Here is a 20,932-nt window from a genome sequence, read left to right on the forward strand (position 1 = left end):
CAGATCGATAACGCTCCGGAAGAAAAAGCTCGTGGTATCACCATCAACACTTCTCACGTTGAATATGACACCCCGACTCGCCACTACGCGCACGTAGACTGCCCGGGCCACGCCGACTATGTTAAAAACATGATCACCGGTGCTGCGCAGATGGACGGCGCGATCCTGGTTGTTGCTGCGACTGACGGCCCGATGCCGCAGACTCGTGAGCACATCCTGCTGGGTCGTCAGGTAGGCGTTCCGTACATCATCGTGTTCCTGAACAAATGCGACATGGTTGATGACGAAGAGCTGCTGGAACTGGTAGAAATGGAAGTTCGTGAACTTCTGTCTCAGTACGATTTCCCGGGCGACGACACTCCGATCGTTCGTGGTTCTGCTCTGAAAGCGCTGGAAGGCGAAGCAGAGTGGGAAGCGAAAATCATCGAACTGGCTGGCTTCCTGGATTCTTACATCCCGGAACCAGAGCGTGCGATTGACAAGCCGTTCCTGCTGCCTATCGAAGACGTATTCTCCATCTCCGGTCGTGGTACCGTTGTTACCGGTCGTGTAGAGCGCGGTATCATCAAAGTTGGTGAAGAAGTTGAAATCGTTGGTATCAAAGAGACTGCTAAGTCTACCTGTACTGGCGTTGAAATGTTCCGCAAACTGCTGGACGAAGGCCGTGCTGGTGAGAACGTTGGTGTTCTGCTGCGTGGTATCAAACGTGAAGAAATCGAACGTGGTCAGGTACTGGCTAAGCCGGGTTCAATCAAGCCGCACACCAAGTTCGAATCTGAAGTGTACATTCTGTCCAAAGACGAAGGCGGCCGTCATACTCCGTTCTTCAAAGGCTACCGTCCGCAGTTCTACTTCCGTACTACTGACGTGACTGGTACCATCGAACTGCCAGAAGGCGTAGAGATGGTAATGCCGGGCGACAACATCAAAATGGTTGTTACCCTGATCCACCCGATCGCGATGGACGACGGTCTGCGTTTCGCAATCCGTGAAGGCGGCCGTACTGTAGGTGCGGGCGTTGTTGCTAAAGTAATGAGCTAATTATTGATTAATTAGTTTTGAGCTTAAAAAGGGCGCTTCGGCGCCCTTTTTGCTGCCTGCAATTCATTCGCTGTAATATTTATTCGCATTTTTCGCTAACCCAACCGGCGTGCAAACATAATTGTGCTATTGTAATCATAACTATTCTCATTTACACTTTGCGCAGAAATTGAACGGGAGCGATCATGTACGTTTGTTTGTGTAATGCGATAAGTGATAAAAAAATTCGTCAGGCTGTTCGCCAGTTTCATCCTCAGTCCTTTCAGCAATTACGTAAATTTATTCCTGTTGGAAATCAATGCGGTAAGTGTATTCGGGCTGCGCGTGAAGTGATGCAGGATGAATTAACTCAAATACCAGAATTTAAAGAGATCGCCTAAGTCACACTCTTTTTTTTGACATCCCTGTAGCCCCATCTACGCTCTAAGAGTGGAAGCGGAGGGACTATAAAATGAAAGGTGATGTTAAAATCATAAATTATCTCAATAAACTATTGGGAAATGAGCTTGTCGCAATCAACCAGTATTTTCTCCATGCCCGTATGTTTAAAAACTGGGGACTGACTCGCCTCAATGATGTTGAGTATCATGAATCTATTGATGAGATGAAACACGCCGATAAATATATCGAGCGTATTTTATTCTTAGAAGGGCTGCCAAACTTACAGGATCTGGGTAAGTTAGGGATTGGTGAAGATGTTGAGGAGATGCTGCAGTCAGATCTTCGACTTGAACTTGATGGCGCGAAAGATTTGCGTGAAGCCATTGCCTATGCCGATAGCGTTCATGACTACGTCAGCCGGGATATGATGATAGAAATCCTTACTGAAGAAGAAGGGCATATTGACTGGCTCGAAACGGAGCTGGATTTGATTTCAAAACTTGGCTTGCAAAATTATCTGCAATCACAGATTAAAGTCAGTGACTAATCGCCCTGCATCAGATTTACCCAGCCAATAATAAAACCCGCCGCCGCCAGATATGGCCCAAAAGGCAGCGGGTTTTTTAGTACCTTTCTTCCATCCGTAACGCTCCTAATCCCAATGATGCAACAGGCCAGACAGGCAGCAGTGAAGACCAACAGCGGTAATGATTCCCAACGATGCCACGCACCAAGTGCTGCGAGAAATTTTACATCACCATAGCCTAGTCCTTCCTGTCGTCTTACCAGCCGGTAGCTCCAATAGAGAAGTGAAAACACGCTATATCCCACCACGGCACCCCAAACTGCATCAGATAATTCAGCTGGTTTACAGCATTGATGATAAATAAGACCACTCCATAGAAGAGGGCAGGTAAACTTGTCTGGCAATAAACCGGTGCGTAAATCCTGTATCCAAAGAAGCCCGCATAAGGACGTGTAGGTAAACAGGAAGAGGAGGTTGATGTACATGCTCGAATTCTCATCGCTAAAGAGATAACCCTCCAGTAAATGTGGCGTCCATACAAGATCCGAATAGCTATAACGGTTGCCTGCTTCCAGTAAAAATATGCATGCGCAAGTTTCTACAATCTGCCTGGAATGGTGCTCGCATTACAGGTCGGGTGATTAATTTCTACACGGCACTTGCGTAAGGCTGAGATTTACGTATAATGCGCGGGCTTGTCTTAATTGACGGCTGGTTCAATCTGAACCACTGATAGTCGATTTGACTATCTGACAATGTTCCCGATTGGGGAACTCTGTAAGAACGGTTACACTCTCCCATCAATCGTAATGGGTTTGAGGAGTAACTATTTCGTCTATAAAATAATTGGAGCTCTGGTCTCATGCAGAACCAAAGAATCCGTATCCGCCTGAAAGCGTTTGATCATCGTCTGATCGATCAATCAACCGCGGAAATCGTCGAGACTGCTAAGCGCACTGGTGCGCAAGTCCGTGGTCCGATCCCGCTGCCGACCCGCAAAGAGCGCTTTACCGTTCTGATTTCTCCGCACGTTAATAAAGACGCGCGTGATCAGTACGAGATTCGCACTCACAAGCGTCTGGTTGACATCGTTGAGCCAACTGAGAAAACCGTTGATGCTCTGATGCGTCTGGATCTGGCTGCCGGTGTAGACGTGCAGATCAGCCTGGGTTAATCAGGTCATCGAGCGATTGAGAGGTTGATACAATGATTGGTTTAGTCGGTAAAAAAGTGGGAATGACCCGCATCTTCACTGAAGATGGCGTATCTATCCCAGTAACCGTAATCGAAGTTGAAGCAAACCGCGTTACTCAGGTTAAAGACCTGGCTAACGACGGCTACCGCGCTATTCAGGTTACCACTGGTGCTAAAAAAGCTAACCGTGTAACCAAGCCGGAAGCTGGTCACTTTGCTAAAGCTGGCGTTGAAGCTGGCCGCGGCCTGTGGGAGTTCCGTCTGGCGGATGGTGAAGAATTCACCGTAGGTCAGAGCATTAGCGTTGAACTGTTTGCTGACGTTAAAAAAGTTGACGTAACCGGTACCTCTAAAGGTAAAGGTTTCGCTGGTACCGTTAAGCGCTGGAACTTCCGTACCCAGGACGCTACTCACGGTAACTCCTTGTCTCACCGCGTTCCGGGTTCTATCGGTCAGAACCAGACTCCGGGCAAAGTGTTCAAAGGCAAGAAAATGGCAGGTCAGCTGGGCAACGAGCGTGTAACCGTTCAGAGCCTGGACGTAGTACGTGTTGACGCTGAGCGCAACCTGCTGCTGGTTAAAGGTGGTGTTCCGGGTGCGACCGGTTGCGACCTGATCGTTAAACCAGCTGTGAAGGCGTAAGGGGATAGCAATGGAATTAGTATTGAAAGACGCGCAGAGCGCGCTGACTGTTTCCGAAACTACCTTCGGTCGTGATTTCAACGAAGCGCTGGTTCACCAGGTTGTTGTTGCTTATGCAGCTGGTGCTCGTCAGGGTACTCGTGCTCAGAAGACTCGTGCTGAAGTAACTGGTTCAGGCAAAAAGCCGTGGCGCCAGAAAGGTACCGGCCGTGCGCGTTCAGGTTCTATCAAGAGCCCGATCTGGCGTTCTGGTGGCGTGACCTTCGCTGCTCGCCCGCAGGACCACAGTCAAAAAGTTAACAAAAAGATGTACCGCGGCGCGCTGAAAAGCATTCTGTCCGAACTGGTACGTCAGGATCGTCTGATCGTTGTCGAATCATTCTCTGTAGAAGCGCCTAAAACTAAGCTGCTGGCACAGAAACTGAAAGACATGGCTCTGGAAGATGTGCTGATCATCACCGGTGAGCTGGACGAAAACCTGTTCCTGGCTGCGCGCAACCTGCACAAGGTTGACGTACGCGATGCAACTGGTATCGACCCGGTTAGCCTGATCGCCTTCGACAAAGTCGTAATGACTGCTGATGCTGTTAAGCAAGTTGAGGAGATGCTGGCATGATTCGTGAAGAACGTCTGCTGAAGGTGCTGCGCGCACCGCACGTTTCTGAAAAAGCGTCTACTGCGATGGAAAAAACTAATACCATCGTTCTCAAAGTTGCTAAAGACGCGACCAAAGCAGAAATCAAAGCTGCTGTGCAGAAACTGTTTGAAGTCGAAGTCGAAGTCGTTAACACCCTGGTAGTTAAAGGGAAAGTTAAACGTCACGGACAGCGTATCGGTCGTCGTAGCGACTGGAAAAAAGCTTACGTCACCCTGAAGGAAGGCCAGAATCTGGACTTCGTCGGCGGCGCTGAGTAAGTCGGAGGAGTAATACAATGGCAGTTGTTAAATGTAAACCGACATCTCCGGGTCGTCGCCACGTCGTTAAAGTGGTCAACCCAGAGCTGCACAAGGGCAAACCTTTTGCTCCGCTGGTTGAAAAAAACAGCAAATCCGGTGGTCGTAACAACAATGGCCGTATCACCACTCGTCACATCGGTGGTGGTCACAAGCAGGCTTATCGTATCGTTGACTTCAAACGCAACAAAGACGGTATCCCGGCAGTTGTTGAACGTCTTGAGTACGATCCGAACCGTTCCGCGAACATCGCGCTGGTTCTGTACAAAGACGGTGAACGCCGTTACATCCTGGCCCCTAAAGGCCTGAAAGCTGGCGACCAGATTCAGTCTGGCGTTGATGCTGCAATCAAAGCAGGTAACACCCTGCCGATGCGCAATATCCCGGTTGGTTCTACCGTTCATAACGTAGAAATGAAACCAGGTAAAGGCGGTCAGCTGGCTCGTTCCGCTGGTACTTACGTTCAGATCGTTGCTCGTGATGGTGCTTATGTCACCCTGCGTCTGCGTTCTGGTGAAATGCGTAAAGTCGAAGCAGACTGCCGTGCAACTCTGGGCGAAGTTGGCAATGCTGAGCATATGCTGCGCGTTCTGGGTAAAGCAGGTGCTGCACGCTGGCGTGGTGTTCGTCCTACCGTTCGCGGTACTGCGATGAACCCAGTCGACCACCCACATGGTGGTGGTGAAGGTCGTAACTTTGGTAAGCACCCGGTAACTCCGTGGGGCGTTCAGACCAAAGGTAAGAAGACCCGCAGCAACAAGCGTACTGATAAATTCATCGTACGTCGCCGTAGCAAATAATTTTAGAGGATAAGCCATGCCACGTTCTCTCAAGAAAGGTCCTTTTATTGACCTGCACTTGCTGAAGAAGGTAGAGAAAGCGGTGGAAAGCGGAGACAAGAAGCCCCTGCGCACTTGGTCCCGTCGTTCAACGATCTTTCCTAACATGATCGGTTTGACCATCGCTGTCCATAATGGTCGTCAGCACGTTCCGGTATTTGTTTCCGACGAAATGGTCGGTCACAAACTGGGTGAATTCGCACCGACTCGTACTTATCGCGGCCACGCTGCTGATAAAAAAGCGAAGAAGAAATAAGGTAGGAGGAAGAGATGGAAACTTTAGCTCAACATCGCCATGCTCGTTCTTCTGCTCAGAAGGTTCGCCTTGTTGCAGACCTGATTCGCGGTAAGAAAGTGTCGCAGGCTCTGGATATTCTGACCTACACCAATAAGAAAGCGGCTGTACTGGTTAAGAAAGTCCTGGAATCTGCCATTGCTAACGCTGAACACAACGATGGCGCTGACATTGACGATCTGAAAGTTACGAAAATTTTCGTAGACGAAGGCCCGAGCATGAAGCGCATTATGCCGCGTGCAAAAGGTCGTGCAGATCGCATCCTGAAGCGCACCAGCCACATTACTGTGGTTGTGTCCGATCGCTGAGACTCTGGAGACTAGCAATGGGTCAGAAAGTACATCCTAATGGTATTCGCCTGGGTATTGTAAAACCATGGAACTCAACCTGGTTTGCGAACACCAAAGAATTCGCTGACAACCTGGACAGCGATTTTAAAGTACGTCAGTACCTGACTAAGGAACTGGCGAAAGCGTCTGTATCTCGTATCGTGATCGAGCGTCCGGCTAAGAGCATCCGTGTGACCATTCACACCGCTCGTCCGGGTATCGTTATCGGTAAGAAAGGCGAAGACGTAGAAAAACTGCGCAAAGTCGTAGCGGATATTGCTGGCGTTCCTGCTCAGATCAATATCGCCGAAGTGCGTAAACCTGAACTGGACGCAAAATTGGTTGCTGACAGCATCACTTCTCAGCTGGAACGTCGTGTTATGTTCCGTCGTGCTATGAAGCGTGCTGTACAGAACGCAATGCGTCTGGGCGCTAAAGGTATTAAAGTTGAAGTTAGCGGCCGTCTGGGCGGCGCGGAAATCGCACGTACCGAATGGTACCGCGAAGGTCGCGTACCTCTGCACACTCTGCGTGCTGACATCGACTACAACACCTCTGAAGCGCACACCACTTACGGTGTAATCGGCGTTAAAGTGTGGATCTTCAAAGGCGAGATCCTGGGTGGTATGGCTGCTGTTGAACAACCGGAAAAACCGGCTGCTCAACCTAAAAAGCAGCAGCGTAAAGGCCGTAAATAAGGAGCGTCGCTGATGTTACAACCAAAGCGTACAAAATTCCGTAAAATGCACAAAGGCCGTAACCGCGGTCTGGCGCAGGGTACGGATGTTAGCTTCGGCAGCTTCGGTCTGAAAGCTGTTGGCCGTGGTCGTCTGACTGCCCGTCAGATCGAAGCAGCACGTCGTGCTATGACCCGTGCAGTTAAGCGTCAAGGTAAGATCTGGATCCGTGTATTCCCGGACAAACCGATCACTGAAAAGCCGCTGGCAGTGCGTATGGGTAAAGGTAAAGGTAACGTGGAGTATTGGGTTGCCTTGATTCAGCCGGGTAAAGTCCTGTATGAAATGGACGGCGTACCGGAAGAGCTGGCCCGTGAAGCATTCAAGCTGGCAGCAGCGAAACTGCCGATTAAAACCACCTTTGTAACTAAGACGGTGATGTAATGAAAGCAAAAGAGCTGCGTGAGAAGAGTGTTGAAGAGCTGAACACCGAGCTGCTGAATCTGCTGCGTGAGCAGTTCAACCTGCGTATGCAGGCTGCAAGTGGCCAGCTGCAACAGTCTCACCTGTTGAAGCAAGTGCGTCGTGATGTCGCACGCGTTAAGACTTTACTGACTGAGAAGGCGGGTGCGTAATGACCGATAAAATCCGTACTCTGCAAGGTCGCGTTGTTAGCGACAAAATGGAGAAATCCATTGTTGTTGCTATCGAACGTTTTGTGAAACACCCGATCTACGGTAAATTCATTAAGCGTACGACCAAACTGCACGTACATGACGAGAACAACGAATGCGGTACTGGTGACGTGGTTGAAATCCGCGAATGCCGTCCGCTGTCCAAGACTAAGTCCTGGACGCTGGTTCGCGTTGTAGAGAAAGCTGTTCTGTAATACAGTAGGCATTCTCAACGAATAAACGGCTCAGCGATGAGCCGTTTATTTTTTCTACCCATATCGTTTAAGCGGTGTTATAATGCCGCGCCCCCGATATGGGGCTTTTTTAACGACCTGATTTTCGGGTCTCAGTAGTAGTTGACATTAGCGGAGCACTAAAATGATCCAAGAACAGACTATGCTGAACGTCGCCGACAACTCCGGTGCACGTCGCGTAATGTGTATCAAGGTTCTGGGTGGCTCGCACCGTCGCTACGCAGGCGTAGGCGACATCATCAAGATCACCATCAAAGAAGCAATTCCGCGTGGTAAGGTCAAAAAAGGTGATGTGCTGAAGGCGGTAGTGGTGCGCACCAAGAAGGGTGTTCGTCGCCCGGACGGTTCTGTCATTCGCTTCGATGGTAATGCATGCGTTATTTTAAACAATAACAGCGAGCAACCTATCGGTACGCGTATTTTTGGGCCGGTAACTCGTGAACTTCGTAACGAGAAGTTCATGAAAATTATCTCTCTGGCACCAGAAGTACTCTAAGGAGCGAATCATGGCAGCGAAGATCCGTCGTGATGACGAAGTTATCGTGTTAACCGGTAAAGATAAAGGTAAACGCGGTAAAGTGAAAAATGTCCTGTCTTCCGGCAAGGTCATTGTTGAAGGTATCAACCTGGTTAAGAAACATCAGAAGCCGGTTCCGGCCCTGAACCAACCAGGCGGCATCGTAGAGAAAGAAGCAGCTATTCAGATCTCTAACCTTGCTATCTTCAACGCGGCAACCGGCAAGGCTGACCGTGTAGGCTTTAGATTCGAAGACGGCAAAAAAGTCCGTTTCTTTAAATCTAATAGCGAAACTATCAAGTAATTTGGAGTAGTACGATGGCGAAACTGCATGATTACTACAAAGACGAAGTAGTCGCTAAACTCATGACTGAGTTTAACTACAATTCTGTCATGCAAGTCCCTCGGGTCGAGAAGATCACCCTGAACATGGGTGTTGGTGAAGCGATCGCTGACAAGAAACTGCTGGATAACGCAGCAGCTGACCTGACAGCAATCTCCGGTCAAAAACCGCTGATCACCAAAGCACGCAAATCTGTTGCAGGCTTCAAAATCCGTCAGGGCTATCCGATCGGCTGTAAAGTAACTCTGCGTGGCGAACGCATGTGGGAGTTCTTTGAGCGCCTGATCACTATTGCTGTTCCACGTATCCGTGACTTCCGTGGCTTGTCCGCTAAGTCTTTCGACGGTCGTGGTAACTACAGCATGGGTGTCCGTGAGCAGATCATCTTCCCAGAAATCGACTACGATAAAGTCGACCGCGTGCGTGGTTTGGATATTACCATTACCACTACTGCGAAATCTGATGAAGAAGGCCGTGCTCTGCTGGCTGCCTTTGACTTCCCGTTCCGCAAGTAAGGTAGGGTTACTGAATGGCTAAGCAATCAATGAAAGCACGCGAAGTAAAGCGCGTAGCTTTAGCTGATAAGTACTTCGCAAAACGCGCTGAACTGAAAGCTATCATCTCTGATGTGAACGCGACCGACGAAGATCGTTGGAACGCAGTTCTGAAGCTGCAGTCTCTGCCGCGTGATTCCAGCCCGTCTCGTCAGCGTAACCGCTGCCGTCAAACTGGTCGTCCGCACGCTTTCCTGCGGAAGTTCGGGTTGAGCCGTATTAAGGTCCGTGAAGCCGCTATGCGCGGTGAAATTCCGGGTCTGAAAAAGGCTAGCTGGTAATTGTCACCAATTGAATCACGGGAGTAAAGACAGATGAGCATGCAAGATCCGATCGCGGATATGCTGACCCGTATCCGTAACGGTCAGGCCGCGAATAAAGCTGCGGTCACCATGCCTTCCTCCAAGCTGAAAGTGGCAATTGCCAACGTGCTGAAGGAAGAAGGTTTTATTGAAGATTTTAAAGTTGAAGGCGACACCAAGCCGGAACTGGAACTTACTCTTAAGTATTTCCAGGGTAAAGCTGTTGTAGAAAGCATTCAGCGTGTCAGTCGCCCAGGTCTGCGCATTTATAAGCGTAAAGACGAGCTGCCAAAAGTTATGGCTGGCATGGGTATCGCAGTTGTTTCTACCTCTAAAGGTGTTATGACTGATCGTGCAGCGCGCCAGGCTGGTCTTGGTGGCGAAATTATCTGCTACGTAGCCTAATCGGAGGAAAAAATGTCTCGTGTTGCTAAAGCACCGGTCGTTATTCCTGCCGGCGTTGATGTAAAAATCAACGGTCAGGTTATTACGATCAAAGGTAAAAACGGCGAGCTGACTCGTACTCTCAACGATGCTGTTGAAGTTAATCATGCAGATAATGCACTGACCTTCGGTCCGCGTGATGGTTACGCAGATGGATGGGCTCAGGCTGGTACCGCGCGTGCCCTGCTGAACTCAATGGTTGTCGGTGTTACCGAAGGCTTCACTAAGAAGCTGCAGCTGGTTGGTGTAGGTTATCGTGCAGCGGTCAAAGGGAATGTAGTAAACCTGGCATTAGGTTTCTCTCATCCAGTTGATCATGAGCTGCCGGCAGGGATTACTGCAGAATGTCCGTCTCAGACTGAAATCGTGCTGAAAGGCGCTGATAAACAGCTGATCGGTCAGGTTGCAGCAGATCTGCGCGCCTACCGTCGTCCTGAGCCTTACAAAGGCAAGGGTGTTCGTTACGCCGACGAAGTCGTGCGTACCAAAGAGGCTAAGAAGAAGTAAGGTAACACTATGGATAAGAAATCTGCTCGTATCCGTCGTGCGACCCGCGCACGCCGCAAGCTCAAAGAGCTGGGCGCAACTCGCCTGGTGGTACATCGTACCCCGCGTCATATTTACGCACAGGTAATTGCACCGAACGGTTCTGAAGTTCTGGTAGCTGCTTCTACTGTAGAAAAAGCTATCGCTGAACAACTGAAGTACACCGGTAACAAAGACGCTGCAGCAGCTGTGGGTAAAGCTGTCGCCGAACGCGCTCTGGAAAAAGGCATCAAAGATGTGTCCTTTGACCGTTCCGGGTTCCAATATCATGGTCGTGTCCAGGCACTGGCAGATGCTGCCCGTGAAGCTGGCCTTCAGTTCTAAGGTAGAGGTGTAAGATGGCTCACATCGAAAAACAAGCTGGCGAACTGCAGGAAAAGCTGATCGCGGTAAACCGCGTATCTAAAACCGTTAAAGGTGGTCGTATTTTCTCCTTCACAGCTCTGACTGTAGTTGGCGATGGTAACGGTCGCGTTGGTTTTGGTTACGGTAAAGCGCGTGAAGTTCCAGCAGCGATCCAGAAAGCGATGGAAAAAGCCCGTCGCAATATGATTAACGTCGCGCTGAACCACGGCACCCTGCAGCACCCGGTTAAGGGTACTCACACGGGTTCTCGTGTATTCATGCAGCCGGCTTCCGAAGGTACCGGTATCATCGCCGGTGGTGCAATGCGCGCCGTTCTGGAAGTCGCTGGAGTTCGTAACGTTCTGGCTAAAGCGTATGGTTCCACCAACCCGATTAACGTGGTTCGTGCAACTATCGATGGTCTGGAAAATATGAAATCTCCGGAAATGGTCGCTGCCAAGCGTGGTAAATCCGTTGAAGAAATTCTGGGGAAATAAACCATGGCAAAGACTATTAAAATTACTCAAACCCGCAGTGCAATCGGTCGTCTGCCGAAACATAAGGCAACGCTGCTTGGCCTGGGTCTGCGTCGTATTGGTCACACCGTAGAGCGCGAGGATACTCCTGCTGTTCGTGGTATGGTCAACGCGGTTTCCTTCATGGTTAAAGTTGAGGAGTAAGAGATGCGTTTAAATACTCTGTCTCCGGCCGAAGGCTCCAAAAAGGCGGGTAAACGCCTGGGTCGTGGTATCGGTTCTGGCCTCGGTAAAACCGGTGGTCGTGGTCACAAAGGTCAGAAGTCTCGTTCTGGCGGTGGCGTACGTCGCGGTTTCGAAGGTGGTCAGATGCCTCTGTACCGTCGTCTGCCGAAATTCGGCTTCACTTCACGTAAATCAGCGATTACAGCCGAAGTTCGTCTGTCTGACCTGGCTAAAGTTGAAGGCGGTGTTGTAGACCTGAATACGCTGAAAGCAGCTAACATTATCGGTATCCAGATCGAGTTCGCGAAAGTGATCCTGGCTGGTGAAGTAACTACTCCGGTAACTGTTCGTGGCCTGCGTGTTACTAAAGGCGCTCGTGCTGCTATCGAAGCTGCTGGCGGTAAAATCGAGGAATAAGTAGCAGATGGCTAAACAACCGGGATTAGATTTTCAAAGTGCCAAAGGTGGCTTAGGCGAGCTGAAACGCAGACTGCTGTTTGTAATCGGCGCGCTGATTGTGTTCCGTATTGGCTCTTTCATTCCGATCCCTGGTATTGATGCCGCTGTACTTGCCAAACTGCTTGAGCAACAGCGAGGCACCATCATTGAAATGTTTAACATGTTCTCTGGTGGTGCTCTCAGCCGTGCTTCTATCTTTGCTCTGGGGATCATGCCGTATATTTCGGCGTCGATCATTATCCAACTGCTGACGGTGGTTCACCCAACGTTAGCGGAAATTAAGAAAGAAGGGGAGTCTGGTCGTCGTAAGATCAGCCAGTACACCCGCTACGGTACTCTGGTGCTGGCTATATTCCAGTCGATCGGTATTGCTACCGGTCTACCGAATATGCCTGGTATGCAGGGCCTGGTGATGAATCCAGGCTTTGCATTCTATTTCACCGCTGTTGTAAGTCTGGTTACAGGAACAATGTTCCTGATGTGGTTGGGCGAACAGATTACTGAACGTGGTATCGGGAACGGTATCTCAATCATTATCTTCGCCGGTATTGTCGCGGGACTCCCGCCAGCCATTGCCCATACTATCGAGCAAGCGCGTCAAGGCGACCTGCACTTCCTCGTGTTGCTGTTGGTTGCAGTATTAGTATTTGCAGTGACGTTCTTTGTTGTATTTGTTGAGCGTGGTCAACGCCGCATTGTGGTAAACTACGCGAAACGTCAGCAAGGTCGTCGTGTCTATGCTGCACAGAGCACACATTTACCGCTGAAAGTGAATATGGCGGGGGTAATCCCGGCAATCTTCGCTTCCAGTATTATTCTGTTCCCGGCTACCATCGCGTCATGGTTCGGGGGCGGTACTGGTTGGAACTGGCTGACAACAATTTCGCTGTATTTGCAGCCTGGGCAACCGCTTTATGTGTTACTCTATGCGTCTGCAATCATATTCTTCTGTTTCTTCTACACGGCGTTGGTTTTCAACCCGCGTGAAACAGCAGATAACCTGAAGAAGTCCGGTGCATTTGTACCAGGAATTCGTCCGGGAGAGCAAACGGCGAAGTATATCGATAAAGTAATGACCCGCCTGACTTTGGTTGGTGCGCTTTACATTACCTTTATCTGCCTGATCCCGGAGTTCATGCGTGATGCAATGAAAGTACCGTTCTACTTCGGTGGGACCTCACTGCTTATCGTTGTAGTCGTGATTATGGACTTTATGGCTCAAGTGCAAACTCTGATGATGTCAAGTCAGTACGAGTCTGCATTGAAGAAGGCGAACCTGAAAGGCTACGGTCGTTAACGGTCGCCCGAGAAGTTACGGAGAGTAAAAATGAAAGTTCGTGCTTCCGTCAAGAAATTATGCCGTAACTGCAAAATCGTTAAGCGTGATGGTGTCATCCGTGTGATTTGCAGTGCCGAGCCGAAGCATAAACAGCGCCAAGGCTGATTTATTCGCATATTTTTCTTGCAAAGTTGGGTTGAGCTGGCTAGATTAGCCAGCCAATCTTTTGTATGTCTGTGCGTTTCCATTTGAGTATCCTGAAAACGGGCTTTTCAGCATGGTGCGTACATATTAAATAGTAGGAGTGCATAGTGGCCCGTATAGCAGGCATTAACATTCCTGATCAGAAACATGCTGTGATCGCATTAACTTCGATCTACGGCGTCGGCAAGACCCGTTCCAAGGCCATTCTGGCTGCAGCGGGTATCGCTGAAGATGTTAAGATCAGTGAGCTGTCTGAAGAACAAATCGACACGCTGCGTGACGAAGTTGCCAAATTTGTCGTTGAAGGTGATCTGCGCCGTGAAGTTAGCATGAGCATCAAGCGCCTTATGGACCTTGGTTGCTATCGCGGTTTGCGTCATCGTCGTGGTCTCCCGGTTCGCGGTCAGCGTACCAAGACCAACGCACGTACCCGTAAGGGTCCGCGCAAACCGATCAAGAAATAATCGGGGTGATTGAATAATGGCAAAGGCACCAATTCGTGCACGTAAACGTGTAAGAAAACAAGTCTCTGACGGCGTGGCTCATATCCATGCTTCTTTTAACAACACCATCGTTACCATTACTGATCGTCAGGGTAACGCACTGGGTTGGGCAACAGCCGGTGGTTCCGGTTTCCGTGGTTCTCGCAAATCCACTCCGTTTGCAGCTCAGGTTGCAGCAGAGCGTTGCGCTGAAGCCGTAAAAGAATACGGTATCAAGAATCTGGAAGTTATGGTCAAAGGACCGGGTCCAGGTCGCGAATCTACTGTTCGTGCTCTGAACGCCGCTGGTTTCCGCATCACTAATATTACTGATGTGACTCCGATCCCTCATAACGGTTGTCGTCCGCCGAAAAAACGTCGCGTATAACGCTGTCGTTTCTAGGATTGTTGGAGAAAGAAAATGGCAAGATATTTGGGTCCTAAGCTCAAGCTGAGCCGTCGTGAGGGCACTGACTTATTCCTTAAGTCTGGCGTTCGCGCGATCGATACCAAGTGTAAAATTGAACAAGCTCCTGGCCAGCACGGTGCGCGTAAACCGCGTCTGTCTGACTATGGTGTGCAGTTGCGTGAAAAGCAAAAAGTTCGCCGTATCTACGGTGTGCTGGAGCGTCAGTTCCGTAACTACTACAAAGAAGCAGCGCGTCTGAAAGGCAACACCGGTGAAAACCTGTTGGGTCTGCTGGAAGGTCGTCTGGACAACGTTGTATACCGTATGGGCTTCGGTGCCACTCGTGCAGAAGCACGCCAGCTGGTCAGCCATAAAGCAATTATGGTAAACGGTCGTGTTGTTAACATCGCTTCTTATCAGGTTAGTCCGAATGACGTTGTTAGCATTCGTGAGAAAGCGAAGAAGCAGTCTCGCGTGAAAGCCGCTCTGGAGCTGGCTGAGCAGCGTGAAAAGCCAACCTGGCTGGAAGTTGATGCTGGCAAGATGGAAGGTACGTTCAAGCGTAAGCCGGAGCGTTCTGATCTGTCTGCGGACATTAACGAACACCTGATCGTCGAGCTTTACTCCAAGTAAAGCTTAGTACCAAAGAGAGGACACAATGCAGGGTTCTGTGACAGAGTTTCTAAAACCGCGCCTGGTAGATATCGAGCAAGTGAGTTCGACGCACGCCAAGGTGACCCTTGAGCCTTTAGAGCGTGGCTTTGGCCATACTTTGGGTAACGCACTGCGCCGTATTCTGCTCTCATCGATGCCGGGTTGTGCGGTGACCGAGGTTGAGATTGATGGTGTACTACATGAGTACAGCACCAAAGAAGGCGTTCAGGAAGATATCCTGGAAATCCTGCTCAACCTGAAAGGGCTGGCGGTGAGAGTTCAGGGTAAAGATGATGTTATTCTTACCTTGAATAAATCTGGCATTGGCCCTGTGACTGCAGCCGACATTACCCATGATGGGGATGTCGAAATCGTCAAGCCACAGCACGTGATCTGCCACCTGACCGATGAGAATGCATCTATTAGTATGCGTATCAAAGTTCAGCGCGGTCGTGGTTATGTGCCGGCTTCTACCCGAATTCATTCGGAAGAAGATGAGCGCCCAATCGGCCGTCTGCTGGTCGACGCATGCTACAGCCCTGTAGAGCGTATTGCCTACAATGTTGAAGCAGCGCGTGTAGAACAGCGTACCGACCTGGACAAGCTGGTCATCGAAATGGAAACCAACGGCACAATCGATCCTGAAGAGGCGATTCGTCGTGCGGCAACCATTCTGGCTGAACAACTGGAAGCTTTTGTTGACTTACGTGATGTACGTCAGCCAGAAGTTAAAGAAGAGAAACCAGAATTCGATCCGATCCTGCTGCGCCCTGTTGACGATCTGGAATTGACTGTCCGCTCTGCTAACTGCCTCAAAGCAGAAGCTATCCACTATATCGGTGATCTGGTACAGCGTACTGAGGTTGAGCTTCTTAAGACGCCTAACCTTGGTAAAAAATCTCTTACTGAGATTAAAGACGTGCTGGCTTCCCGTGGACTGTCTCTGGGCATGCGCCTGGAAAACTGGCCACCGGCAAGCATCGCTGACGAGTAACCGGATCACAGGTTAAGGTTTTACTGAGAAGGATAAGGTCATGCGCCATCGTAAGAGTGGTCGTCAACTGAACCGCAACAGCAGCCATCGCCAGGCTATGTTCCGCAATATGGCAGGTTCACTGGTTCGTCATGAAATCATCAAGACGACTCTGCCGAAAGCGAAAGAGCTGCGTCGCGTAGTTGAGCCGCTGATTACTCTTGCCAAGACTGATAGCGTAGCTAATCGTCGTCTGGCATTCGCCCGTACTCGTGATAACGAGATCGTGGCAAAACTGTTTAACGAGCTGGGCCCGCGTTTCGCGAGCCGCGCCGGTGGTTACACTCGCATTCTGAAGTGTGGCTTCCGTGCAGGCGACAACGCGCCGATGGCATACATCGAGCTGGTTGATCGCTCTGAGTCGAAAGCAGAAGCTGCTGCAGAGTAATCTGTAGTAACGTAAAAAAACCCGCCCCGGCGGGTTTTTTTATATCCGTTGCATCCCCACTTATCTAAAATATCTGTACTCTTTTTGTTCATCTTTTGGAGTGTTGTATGTGGCTACTCGACCAGTGGGCAGAGCGTCATATTATTGATGCGCAGACCAAAGGTGAGTTTGATAATTTGCCTGGTACAGGCGAGCCGCTTACCCTTGATGATGATTCCCATGTTCCGCCAGAACTTCGAGCCGGATATCGGTTATTAAAAAATTCCGGGTGTCTTCCCCCTGAGATTGAACAACGCAGAGAGGCGATACATCTGCTTGATATCCTCACTGGTATTCGCAAAGATGATCCTCGGTATCAGGAAGTGAGCCGACGCCTTTCTCTGCTTGAACTCAAACTACGACAGGCTGGTCTAAGTACCGAGTTTTTACGCGGCGAGTACGCAGATAAACTTCAACATAAAATTAATGATGACTAGCGGAGGGAGCATGTACCGTATTGGTGAATTAGCAAAACTGGCGGAAGTGACGCCCGATACCATCCGCTACTATGAAAAACAGCAGATGATGGAGCATGAAGTACGCACCGAAGGTGGATTCCGGCTCTATACAGAAAGCGATCTTCAACGTCTTAAATTTATCCGCTATGCACGTCAACTCGGTTTTACTCTGGAGTCGATCCGTGAACTTCTGTCGATCCGCATAGATCCAGAACATCATACCTGCCAGGAATCAAAGGGGATCGTTCAGGAAAGATTAAAGGAAGTTGAAGCCCGTATTGCGGAGCTTCAAACTATGCAAAGGTCACTACAGAGATTGAATGATGCATGTTGCGGTATGGCTCACAGTAGTGTGTATTGCTCTATTCTCGAAGCGCTTGAGCAAGGTGCCAGCGGTACAAAGTCGGGCTGTTGATTTATTGAACCGACGGGAATACACTCGCGCCGTTAAACCAAACAATATGGAGTAATTATGAGTCGTTATCAGCATACGAAGGGGCAGATAAAGGACAATGCCATTGAGGCATTACTGCATGACCCACTATTCAGACAGCGTGTTGAGAAAAATAAGAAAGGGAAAGGCAGTTATCTGCGTAAAGGTAAACATGGCAATCGGGGGAACTGGGAGGCCAGTGGCAAGGAAGTGAATCACTTTTTTACCACTGGCCTTCTTGTTTCAGTGATAGCTTAAGAACGATTATTTTGTTCTTTCAGCAGATCACGAATTTCACTTAGCAATACTTCTTCTTTCGATGGTGCTGGCGGTGCAGCAGGCTCTTCAGCTTTTTTACGGTTTAGTTTATTAATTAGTTTGATAGCCATAAAGATGGCGAACGCAACAATGATGAAATCGAAGATATTCTGTATAAACACACCGTAATGCATCACAACTGCCGGGATATCTCCCTGCGCATCGCGTAGTGTTAACGCAAACTGTTTAAAATCAATCCCACCAATCAGTAACCCAAGTGGCGGCATGATGATATCGGCAACCAGTGATGAAACAATCTTACCGAATGCCGCACCAATAATGACACCCACTGCCAAATCTACAACATTCCCGCGCATCGCAAATTCGCGAAACTCTTTAATAATACTCATTTTATTCTCCCTATGCAGCTGACGTTTATAAGTTTAACAAATGTTTAGGTAATTTCCATTTATGTATTGCTGAAAGATAAATTTATTAATCCATGATAAATAAAGGGAAATAAAAAGGGCGCTGTATTAGCGCCCGAATAATTACAGAAAGAAAGGACTTGGCTGGAATAATCGCTCGACGTCGGTAATAAACTTTTTATCTGTCAGGAACATAATAACGTGATCGCCCTGCTCAATACGCAAGTTATCATTAGCGATCATGACATCATTACCACGTACAACTGCACCAATAATCGTTCCTGGCGGAAGTTTGATTTCGTCTATTGAGCGACCCACCACCCGGGATGTTGTTTCATCCCCGTGCGCGACGGCTTCAATGGCTTCTGCGACACCACGACGCAGCGAAGAAACACCGACGATGTCAGCTTTACGCACGTGGCTCAGTAGCGCTGAGATGGTTGCCTGTTGCGGTGAAATTGCAATATCGATTACGCTGCCCTGTACCAGATCGACGTATGCCTTACGCTGGATCAGCACCATTACTTTTTTGGCTCCCATCCGTTTGGCGAGCATTGCCGACATGATGTTCGCTTCATCATCGTTGGTTACAGCGATAAACAGATCAACTTGATCAATGTGCTCTTCCGCCAGCAACTCTTGATCAGAAGCATCACCAAAAAAGACGATCGTATTCTGCAGTTTTTCAGCAAGCTCAGAAGCACGTTGTTGATCGCGTTCGATCAACTTGACGCTGTAATCTTTTTCCAGTCGACGCGCCAGACCGGCACCGATATTGCCGCCACCTACTAACATAATGCGCTTGTAGGGTTTCTCCAGACGCTGTAATTCGCTCATTACAGCACGAATATGCTGTGAGGCAGCAATAAAGAACACCTCATCACCGGCTTCAACAATAGTAGAGCCTTGCGGACGAATGGGGCGGTCATGACGGAAAATTGCCGCAACTCGGGTATCAATGTGCGGCATATGTTCGCGCATTGTTGACAACGCATTCCCGATCAGTGGGCCGCCATAGTAGGCTTTAACCACTGCAAGGCTGACTTTTCCTTCCGCGAAATTCACAACCTGTAGTGCACCTGGATATTCAATCAGACGATAAATGCTATCGATAACCAACTGCTCAGGTGCAATCAGATGATCAATAGGTACTGCATCGGAATGGAATAGCTTGTCCGCATCGCGGACATAATCTGGTGAGCGAATACGTGCGATGCGGTTGGGTGTATTAAAGAGTGAATAAGCTACCTGACAGGCAACCATATTGGTTTCATCGGAACTGGTCACCGCAACCAGCATATCGGCATCATCAGCACCGGCTTCGCGTAGTACTCTGGGATGCGAACCATGCCCTTGTACTACACGGAGATCAAACTTGTCTTGCAGACTGCGCAGACGCTCACCGTTGGTATCGACTACCGTGATATCGTTGTTCTCTCCGACCAGGTTCTCAGCCAGCGTACCGCCAACCTGCCCTGCGCCCAGAATGATAATTTTCATCAGTCGCGACCCATTATCTCATCACTTTTTGATTAGCTTAGCGTAAAAGAAGCCATCACCTGCTTCCGCAGCCGGTAAATTCTGACGTCCGGGTTGCTCTGACGTACCCGTTTCGCTTAATACTGCATCTGGCGTACGGGCCAGGAAGCCTGCAATCTGTTGCTGGTTCTCTTCCGGTAAAATAGAGCAGGTCGCATAAACCAGCGTGCCGCCAGGCTTCAGATGTGCCCACGTTGCATTAAGGATCTCAGCCTGTAACTGTGCGAGTTCGGCAATATCCCGGTCACGGCGCAGCCATTTGATATCGGGATGGCGACGAATGACTCCAGTCGCTGAACAAGGTGCATCCAGCAAAATACGATCGAACTTCTGCTCACCACACCATTGTTGCGGGTAGCGTCCATCACCCTGCTTAATGGTCGCCTTCATGCCAAGGCGTTTCAGGTTGTCGTATACACGTGACAAACGTTTTTCATCAACGTCCACTGCTGTTACGTTAGCCTCGGGGGCTACTTCCAGAATATGTGTTGTCTTACCACCAGGGGCGCAGCATAAATCAAGGATCTGCTCACCATTTTGCGGTTGCAGATAGCTCATGCAGCCCTGAGCTGAGGCATCCTGGACTGTTACCCAGCCCTGTTCGAAACCAGGTAAAGCCAGTACCGATACAGGAGTTTCCAGCCGCACGGCATCTGGGTATTCCGGATGTGGGAAACCGGTCAGGCCCGCTTCATTCAACAGGCTCAGCCAGGCATCACGGTTGTGGTGGTTGCGATTTACGCGCAGCCACATTGGTGGACGCTGGTTATTTGCCTCAAGAATAGCTTCCCATTGCTGCGGATAGGCACTTTTAATACGCTTCACTAACCAGGACGGATGTAAGAAACGTAGCTCGCTGTGTGCAAACTCAGTGAGTAGTTCTTCCTGGCGGCGTTGAAACTGGCGTAAGACGCCGTTAATTAGTCCTTTCAACTGCGGACGCTTGATAACAACTGCGCCTTCTACAGTCTCGGCAAGCGCCGCATGATGTGGAATACGGGTATACAACAACTGGTAGAGGCCAACCATGACCAGATAGTGAACTGTGCGCTGTTTGCCCGTCATCGGGCGTTCCATCAGCTGTTTAATTATCCACTCTAGTTGGGAAAGCGTACGTAACACGCCAAAGCAAAGCTCCTGTAACAGCGCTTTATCTTTATCGGATACTTTCTGCTGCATGGCGGGTAGCACATTGCTCAACGACTGCCCTTTTTCAACAACCTGTTCGACGGCCTGGGCCGCCATACTGCGTAAATTAATATGTTTTTTCATAAGCGCAAAAATAAAAATGCCCGGAGAGCCCGGGCTTTA

Annotated in this window: 38 protein-coding genes; 34 read left to right on the forward strand and 4 right to left on the reverse strand. The window is 49.5% G+C overall.

From position 1 onward, the window contains the following. The 3 genes from tuf to bfr all read left to right on the forward strand — a co-directional run. Positions 1–1,041, forward strand: a 1,041-nt coding sequence (gene tuf, locus OGY01_RS01665; protein ID WP_058842576.1) for an elongation factor Tu, incomplete at its 5' end; no start/stop codon positions are given. Between the two features lie 185 nt (positions 1,042–1,226). Further along, complete coding sequence (gene bfd, locus OGY01_RS01670; protein WP_071829044.1) at positions 1,227–1,421, forward strand: bacterioferritin-associated ferredoxin; 195 nt, start codon at positions 1,227–1,229, stop codon at positions 1,419–1,421. A 71-nt stretch (positions 1,422–1,492) separates the two neighbouring features. Further along, complete coding sequence (gene bfr, locus OGY01_RS01675) at positions 1,493–1,969, forward strand: bacterioferritin (protein WP_045448334.1); 477 nt, start codon at positions 1,493–1,495, stop codon at positions 1,967–1,969. Here bfr and OGY01_RS01680 read toward each other — a convergent pair. Further along, the gene (locus tag OGY01_RS01680; protein WP_045448332.1) at positions 1,966–2,433 is read right to left on the reverse strand and encodes a prepilin peptidase; all 468 of its coding nucleotides are present in this window, start codon (positions 2,431–2,433) and stop codon (positions 1,966–1,968) included. The genes bfr and OGY01_RS01680 overlap by 4 nt on opposite strands. Before the next feature lie 377 nt (positions 2,434–2,810). Between OGY01_RS01680 and rpsJ the strand changes: the two genes are divergently transcribed. From rpsJ to arfA, 31 genes are all read left to right on the forward strand, one after another. Further along, positions 2,811–3,122 carry a 30S ribosomal protein S10 gene (gene rpsJ / locus OGY01_RS01685; protein WP_001181005.1) on the forward strand — a complete coding sequence of 104 codons (312 nt, stop codon included), beginning with the start codon at positions 2,811–2,813 and terminating at the stop codon, positions 3,120–3,122. A gap of 32 nt (positions 3,123–3,154) precedes the next feature. Next, positions 3,155–3,784 carry a 50S ribosomal protein L3 gene (gene rplC / locus OGY01_RS01690; protein ID WP_045448329.1) on the forward strand — a complete coding sequence of 210 codons (630 nt, stop codon included), beginning with the start codon at positions 3,155–3,157 and terminating at the stop codon, positions 3,782–3,784. Positions 3,785–3,794: 10 nt separating this feature from the next. Continuing rightward, a complete protein-coding gene (rplD, locus tag OGY01_RS01695; protein ID WP_003031119.1) occupies positions 3,795–4,400 on the forward strand; it encodes a 50S ribosomal protein L4 in 606 nt (201 codons plus the stop codon). Beyond that, entirely contained in the window at positions 4,397–4,699 is a 303-nt protein-coding gene (gene rplW, locus OGY01_RS01700) for a 50S ribosomal protein L23 (protein WP_000617546.1), read from the forward strand. Before rplD ends, rplW begins: the two co-directional genes overlap by 4 nt. Positions 4,700–4,716: 17 nt before the next feature. After that, positions 4,717–5,538, forward strand: a complete 822-nt coding sequence (rplB, locus tag OGY01_RS01705; RefSeq protein WP_000301869.1) for a 50S ribosomal protein L2 — start codon at positions 4,717–4,719, stop codon at positions 5,536–5,538. Positions 5,539–5,554: 16 nt separating this feature from the next. Then, positions 5,555–5,833, forward strand: a complete 279-nt coding sequence (rpsS, locus tag OGY01_RS01710) for a 30S ribosomal protein S19 (protein ID WP_001138115.1) — start codon at positions 5,555–5,557, stop codon at positions 5,831–5,833. Positions 5,834–5,847: 14 nt separating this feature from the next. Further along, positions 5,848–6,180 carry a 50S ribosomal protein L22 gene (rplV, locus tag OGY01_RS01715; protein WP_000448832.1) on the forward strand — a complete coding sequence of 111 codons (333 nt, stop codon included), beginning with the start codon at positions 5,848–5,850 and terminating at the stop codon, positions 6,178–6,180. 17 nt (positions 6,181–6,197) lie between these two features. Continuing rightward, positions 6,198–6,899 (forward strand): 30S ribosomal protein S3, encoded by a 702-nt coding sequence (rpsC, locus tag OGY01_RS01720; protein ID WP_000529945.1) that lies wholly within the window; start codon positions 6,198–6,200, stop codon positions 6,897–6,899. A gap of 12 nt (positions 6,900–6,911) precedes the next feature. Next, on the forward strand, positions 6,912–7,322 hold the full coding sequence (gene rplP, locus OGY01_RS01725) for a 50S ribosomal protein L16 (protein WP_000941212.1): 411 nt from the start codon (positions 6,912–6,914) through the stop codon (positions 7,320–7,322). Next, positions 7,322–7,513: a 50S ribosomal protein L29 gene (rpmC, locus tag OGY01_RS01730; RefSeq protein WP_000644742.1), complete on the forward strand. Its 192-nt coding sequence runs from the start codon at positions 7,322–7,324 to the stop codon at positions 7,511–7,513. The genes rplP and rpmC overlap by 1 nt, the downstream gene beginning before the upstream one ends. Further along, on the forward strand, positions 7,513–7,767 hold the full coding sequence (rpsQ, locus tag OGY01_RS01735) for a 30S ribosomal protein S17 (protein WP_003031120.1): 255 nt from the start codon (positions 7,513–7,515) through the stop codon (positions 7,765–7,767). Before rpmC ends, rpsQ begins: the two co-directional genes overlap by 1 nt. Before the next feature lie 163 nt (positions 7,768–7,930). Then, positions 7,931–8,302: a 50S ribosomal protein L14 gene (rplN, locus tag OGY01_RS01740; RefSeq protein ID WP_000613954.1), complete on the forward strand. Its 372-nt coding sequence runs from the start codon at positions 7,931–7,933 to the stop codon at positions 8,300–8,302. A gap of 10 nt (positions 8,303–8,312) precedes the next feature. Further along, positions 8,313–8,627 carry a 50S ribosomal protein L24 gene (gene rplX / locus OGY01_RS01745; RefSeq protein ID WP_003031122.1) on the forward strand — a complete coding sequence of 105 codons (315 nt, stop codon included), beginning with the start codon at positions 8,313–8,315 and terminating at the stop codon, positions 8,625–8,627. A 14-nt stretch (positions 8,628–8,641) separates the two neighbouring features. Then, positions 8,642–9,181 carry a 50S ribosomal protein L5 gene (gene rplE / locus OGY01_RS01750; protein ID WP_003031123.1) on the forward strand — a complete coding sequence of 180 codons (540 nt, stop codon included), beginning with the start codon at positions 8,642–8,644 and terminating at the stop codon, positions 9,179–9,181. 14 nt (positions 9,182–9,195) lie between these two features. After that, positions 9,196–9,501, forward strand: a complete 306-nt coding sequence (gene rpsN, locus OGY01_RS01755; protein ID WP_045448294.1) for a 30S ribosomal protein S14 — start codon at positions 9,196–9,198, stop codon at positions 9,499–9,501. A gap of 33 nt (positions 9,502–9,534) precedes the next feature. Beyond that, the gene (gene rpsH, locus OGY01_RS01760) at positions 9,535–9,927 is read left to right on the forward strand and encodes a 30S ribosomal protein S8 (RefSeq protein WP_003031127.1); all 393 of its coding nucleotides are present in this window, start codon (positions 9,535–9,537) and stop codon (positions 9,925–9,927) included. 12 nt (positions 9,928–9,939) lie between these two features. Next, positions 9,940–10,473, forward strand: coding sequence for a 50S ribosomal protein L6 (rplF, locus tag OGY01_RS01765; protein WP_045448292.1), 534 nt, complete (start codon positions 9,940–9,942; stop codon positions 10,471–10,473). Positions 10,474–10,482: 9 nt separating this feature from the next. Continuing rightward, positions 10,483–10,836: a 50S ribosomal protein L18 gene (gene rplR / locus OGY01_RS01770; RefSeq protein ID WP_000358956.1), complete on the forward strand. Its 354-nt coding sequence runs from the start codon at positions 10,483–10,485 to the stop codon at positions 10,834–10,836. Positions 10,837–10,850: 14 nt separating this feature from the next. Further along, on the forward strand, positions 10,851–11,354 hold the full coding sequence (gene rpsE, locus OGY01_RS01775) for a 30S ribosomal protein S5 (protein ID WP_003031131.1): 504 nt from the start codon (positions 10,851–10,853) through the stop codon (positions 11,352–11,354). A 3-nt stretch (positions 11,355–11,357) separates the two neighbouring features. Further along, positions 11,358–11,537: a 50S ribosomal protein L30 gene (gene rpmD / locus OGY01_RS01780; RefSeq protein ID WP_001140434.1), complete on the forward strand. Its 180-nt coding sequence runs from the start codon at positions 11,358–11,360 to the stop codon at positions 11,535–11,537. Positions 11,538–11,540: 3 nt separating this feature from the next. Then, on the forward strand, positions 11,541–11,975 hold the full coding sequence (gene rplO, locus OGY01_RS01785; RefSeq protein WP_045448284.1) for a 50S ribosomal protein L15: 435 nt from the start codon (positions 11,541–11,543) through the stop codon (positions 11,973–11,975). A 7-nt stretch (positions 11,976–11,982) separates the two neighbouring features. Then, positions 11,983–13,314, forward strand: a complete 1,332-nt coding sequence (gene secY, locus OGY01_RS01790; protein WP_001118864.1) for a preprotein translocase subunit SecY — start codon at positions 11,983–11,985, stop codon at positions 13,312–13,314. Between the two features lie 30 nt (positions 13,315–13,344). Then, positions 13,345–13,461, forward strand: a complete 117-nt coding sequence (rpmJ, locus tag OGY01_RS01795; RefSeq protein ID WP_000868187.1) for a 50S ribosomal protein L36 — start codon at positions 13,345–13,347, stop codon at positions 13,459–13,461. 146 nt (positions 13,462–13,607) lie between these two features. Next, positions 13,608–13,964 (forward strand): 30S ribosomal protein S13, encoded by a 357-nt coding sequence (gene rpsM, locus OGY01_RS01800; RefSeq protein ID WP_003031135.1) that lies wholly within the window; start codon positions 13,608–13,610, stop codon positions 13,962–13,964. Between the two features lie 16 nt (positions 13,965–13,980). Next, positions 13,981–14,370, forward strand: a complete 390-nt coding sequence (rpsK, locus tag OGY01_RS01805) for a 30S ribosomal protein S11 (protein ID WP_003031137.1) — start codon at positions 13,981–13,983, stop codon at positions 14,368–14,370. 33 nt (positions 14,371–14,403) lie between these two features. Beyond that, on the forward strand, positions 14,404–15,024 hold the full coding sequence (gene rpsD / locus OGY01_RS01810) for a 30S ribosomal protein S4 (RefSeq protein WP_003031138.1): 621 nt from the start codon (positions 14,404–14,406) through the stop codon (positions 15,022–15,024). A gap of 25 nt (positions 15,025–15,049) precedes the next feature. Further along, the gene (locus tag OGY01_RS01815) at positions 15,050–16,039 is read left to right on the forward strand and encodes a DNA-directed RNA polymerase subunit alpha (RefSeq protein WP_003031139.1); all 990 of its coding nucleotides are present in this window, start codon (positions 15,050–15,052) and stop codon (positions 16,037–16,039) included. A 40-nt stretch (positions 16,040–16,079) separates the two neighbouring features. Continuing rightward, positions 16,080–16,466, forward strand: a complete 387-nt coding sequence (gene rplQ, locus OGY01_RS01820; RefSeq protein WP_001216372.1) for a 50S ribosomal protein L17 — start codon at positions 16,080–16,082, stop codon at positions 16,464–16,466. Between the two features lie 107 nt (positions 16,467–16,573). Next, positions 16,574–16,942 carry a DnaJ family domain-containing protein gene (locus tag OGY01_RS01825; RefSeq protein ID WP_200013329.1) on the forward strand — a complete coding sequence of 123 codons (369 nt, stop codon included), beginning with the start codon at positions 16,574–16,576 and terminating at the stop codon, positions 16,940–16,942. Positions 16,943–16,952: 10 nt separating this feature from the next. Next, entirely contained in the window at positions 16,953–17,378 is a 426-nt protein-coding gene (zntR, locus tag OGY01_RS01830) for a Zn(2+)-responsive transcriptional regulator (protein WP_045448272.1), read from the forward strand. A gap of 57 nt (positions 17,379–17,435) precedes the next feature. Next, positions 17,436–17,654 (forward strand): alternative ribosome-rescue factor ArfA, encoded by a 219-nt coding sequence (arfA, locus tag OGY01_RS01835; RefSeq protein ID WP_045448270.1) that lies wholly within the window; start codon positions 17,436–17,438, stop codon positions 17,652–17,654. Here the strand turns inward: arfA and mscL are convergent. The 3 genes from mscL to rsmB all read right to left on the reverse strand — a co-directional run bounded on the left by mscL (position 17,651) and on the right by rsmB (position 20,893). Further along, complete coding sequence (gene mscL / locus OGY01_RS01840) at positions 17,651–18,064, reverse strand: large-conductance mechanosensitive channel protein MscL (protein WP_045448267.1); 414 nt, start codon at positions 18,062–18,064, stop codon at positions 17,651–17,653. The genes arfA and mscL overlap by 4 nt on opposite strands. A gap of 141 nt (positions 18,065–18,205) precedes the next feature. Beyond that, entirely contained in the window at positions 18,206–19,582 is a 1,377-nt protein-coding gene (gene trkA, locus OGY01_RS01845; protein ID WP_045448264.1) for a Trk system potassium transporter TrkA, read from the reverse strand. Positions 19,583–19,603: 21 nt separating this feature from the next. Next, positions 19,604–20,893, reverse strand: a complete 1,290-nt coding sequence (gene rsmB, locus OGY01_RS01850) for a 16S rRNA (cytosine(967)-C(5))-methyltransferase RsmB (protein WP_286492304.1) — start codon at positions 20,891–20,893, stop codon at positions 19,604–19,606. Positions 20,894–20,932: the final 39 nt, after the last annotated feature.

Source organism: Citrobacter sp. Cm038, from assembly GCF_030333105.1.
GTDB classification, from domain to species: domain Bacteria; phylum Pseudomonadota; class Gammaproteobacteria; order Enterobacterales; family Enterobacteriaceae; genus Citrobacter; species Citrobacter murliniae.